The organism is Phycisphaerae bacterium, assembly GCA_012729815.1.
GTDB lineage: Bacteria > Planctomycetota > Phycisphaerae > JAAYCJ01 > JAAYCJ01 > JAAYCJ01.
The window spans coordinates 1-3100 of record JAAYCJ010000161.1; the positions used below are offsets into that span (position 1 = coordinate 1).

Below are 3100 nucleotides of genomic sequence, written 5' to 3' on the forward strand. Positions count from 1 at the left end.
GGGCTGATGATCTGGCCGTGTCCGGGTGAAGAGAACGAGCCGTTCTTCCGCGAGGTCTCGGCCCGGACGCCGGTGGTGTTCATCGACCGGCGGCCCAAGCAGATCAACTGCCCGTGCGTGACTCTCGACTGGCGGCGGGCCGGGCGCGATATCATTCTCCACATGGCCCGGCAGGGGTTCGGGCGGGTGCTGGTGCTGGAAGAAACGCTGGACATCAGTTCGTTCCGCGAGCTGTTCGACGCGATGCGGACGGCGGCGGCTGAGATCGGAGCGCAGGAGCGGTTCGACTTCGTCGAGATGGACGCCACCAGCCTGGTCGAGCAGTGCCAGCGGAAGCTGTGTCCGTCGTCGCAGGTTCCGATGCAGCGGCTGGGCGAGATCCTGGAGGCCGACCGTTACGAGGCGATGTTCTGCGTCCACGACGAGTTTCTCGACTGGATCTACGCCAACAGCGAACTTCAGGAGCGGTATCCGCTGCAGAAGATCGCCAGCATGTCGAACACGCTGCCGTCGCCCCGCAGCCAGGCGTTTCTGCGGCTGGGCGTGCAGGAGTGGATCGCCGACCACGGCAAGCTGATCGGCAAGGCGGCGGAGCTGCTGCACGAAATGGTCTATCTCAAGAGCCGCGCGGCGGCGGAGTACCGCATTCGTTTTACCACCACGGTCAGGAAGGCATGAATCATGACTAGGTACCACAGCACGAAAACCGGACGAACGAGCCAGGCATTCAGCCGCGGCGGCAGGACGGGCGGCTTTACCCTCATCGAGCTGTTGGTGGTCGTCGCGATCATCGCCGTGCTGGTCTCGATCCTGCTGCCGGCGATGCAGGCGGTACGGGAAACGGCGAAGATGACCATCTGCTCGAGTCAGTTGCGGCAGTACGGCGTGGCGTTTCGGGCATACGCGGACGCTAATTCGGATTACTTTCCGACCACCGGCGGCTTGGCGGATGGCACCTTCAATCCGCAGTACAAGACCGACAACTGGATCTATCTGCTGACGCCGTATCTGGGCGGCGACAGCAGCGGATGGGCCTACTATTCCACGAAACCCGGCACGATCTGGGTCTGTCCCGCGGATACCAAGACGCCGCGGTGGACGGGCGGTGGATCGCGATCCGGAAATCTGCATCAGCCGTCGTACGGCGTGAACCGCTGGCTCACGGGATGGTACTCGACAGGCTATGGGATATACCCTTACCAATTCCAGGACATTGAACGCGGCAAGCCGGGTGGTGGCCCCGGTCGGCCGGACCGGTTGCCGCTCCTGAGTGACAACGACCAGAACTGGGGTTGCCATCCGAACCATATTCTGGATGGCTATGGCGTTGGGTTTCATCCCTGGCCGCACTACCACAAGAACGGCGACACGTTCCTGTTCGTCGATCTTCACGTGGAGTGGGTGCCGAACCTTGACAGCACACCAGGCTACGATACGTATGCCCGTTACGTTCTCGCCTACCATTTCGGGCACCCGGACAACTACCCCTGGTGGCGGTAAGACCGGCGAACAGTTCAGATTCGTCTTGAGGCCGCGTCCGCGCCGCCTGATGAGAACCTGGCTTGAACAAATCGACCATGAGGAAATCTGGTGTTATCTCCGCGCCAGTTGGTCCGCCGCCGGCGGTTTTGGCTGGGCATCGCGAGCTTTCGGGAGTAGAACGTCACAAAGGACGAAACGGGAGCTGTTTCGGTCGGGCGGTGGGTTCCGTCCGGCGAACGCCGTGCGGCGTGGTCTGTGCGCCCGATCGCGATGCACAAGGAGACGAGCGGTGAGTGACGTTTACGACATTCGGGATTTTGGCGGTTGTCCGGACGGCAGGACGGTGAATACGCAGGCGTTTGGCCGTGCGATCGACGCATGCAGCGAGGCGGGCGGCGGTCGCGTGGTGTGCGGGCCGGGCGAGTGGGTGACCGGTTCGGTGCAGCTTAGGAGCCGGGTCGAGCTTCATCTGGCCAACGGTTGCCGGCTGATCGGCAGTCCGCGGTTGGAGGACTACGTGCGGCTGACGGCTGAGGGATTTCACAGCGAGCTCGGTCCGGAAAAGTCGGCACACGGGTTGATCTACGCGATCGACGCGGAAGAAATCGCGATTACCGGTTCCGGGACGATCGACGGATCGGGCGCCGCGTTCTATGATGCGGCCGGACCATCGGGCAAGTTCGAGAAGCCGGAGACTCCTCGGCCGCGGATCGTGATGTTCTACCGGTGCCGCGACGTCCGGCTCGAAGGCGTGAGGATGATCGATTCGCCGTGCTGGACGGTCTGGCTGATGCGGTGCGAGGGGGTGCAGGTGCATCGCGTGGCGATCCGCGGCGACCGGCGGCTTCGCAACGTCGACGGGATTGACGTGGACGCGTGCCGCGACGTGACGATCAGCGACTGCCGGTTCGACACCGAGGACGACTGCGTCGTGCTGCGGGCGATGCAGCATCTGTATGACGAGCCGGCGGTGTGTGAGAACGTGACGGTGACCAACTGCGTGATGAACAGCGGCTGCCAGGGCGTGCGGATCGGCTGTCCGGGCGACGGGGTGATCCGCCGCTGCGCGCTGAGCAACCTGGTGATCCGTAGCGAGCACAACGGGATCGTCTCGATCCACCCGCACCACTATCTGCCCGAAGGGCGGCCGGCCGGCGCGGATATCTCGAACATCCTGTTTTCCAACATCGTGGTGGACTGCCAACAGACGCCGATCCGGATCGAGGTCGAAGAGGGGCTGGCCCTGCCGCGGGTGGCGGACCTGAGCTTTTCGGATATGGCGATCCGCAGCGGCGGGCCGTGCCTGGTCCAGGGCAGTTCACAGACGATCGTGCGAAACGTGCGATTCAGCAACGTGCAGATCGCGACCACCGGCGACGACGCGATCGTCTGCCGCCGCTGTCAAGGTGTGAAGCTGACGAACGTGGAACTTTCGAACCGCAAGGAGACCGACTGATGCGAACGATGCTGCTCTGCTGCCTGGCGATGATCGCGGCGACTCAGGGATATGCCCGCGGCCAGGCCGCCCCACCGGCCCCGCTGGCCGAGGGGAAGTACATTTGCGTCAAGGACGGCCACCTGTCGTATGACGGCGAACGCATTCGGCTTTGGGGAACCA

At 63.7% G+C, this 3100-nt stretch carries 4 protein-coding genes; all 4 read left to right on the plus strand.

From position 1 onward, the window contains the following. Nucleotides 1-678: hypothetical protein (locus GXY33_10655; GenBank protein NLX05592.1), on the plus strand; the 678-nt coding region annotated here is incomplete at its 5' end. 3 nt (nt 679-681) lie between these two features. Continuing rightward, nucleotides 682-1500, plus strand: a complete 819-nt coding sequence (locus GXY33_10660; GenBank protein NLX05593.1) for a DUF1559 domain-containing protein — start codon at nt 682-684, stop codon at nt 1498-1500. Nucleotides 1501-1771: 271 nt separating this feature from the next. Next, nucleotides 1772-2938, plus strand: coding sequence for a hypothetical protein (locus tag GXY33_10665; protein NLX05594.1), 1167 nt, complete (start codon nt 1772-1774; stop codon nt 2936-2938). Further along, nucleotides 2938-3100: hypothetical protein (locus tag GXY33_10670; protein ID NLX05595.1), on the plus strand; the 163-nt coding region annotated here is incomplete at its 3' end. The genes GXY33_10665 and GXY33_10670, both read left to right, overlap by 1 nt.

Coding starts and splice junctions, on each gene's coding strand:
- GXY33_10660 (NLX05593.1), top strand. CDS start 682: ATGACTAGGTACCACAGCACGAAAACCGGACGAACGAGCCAGGCATTC.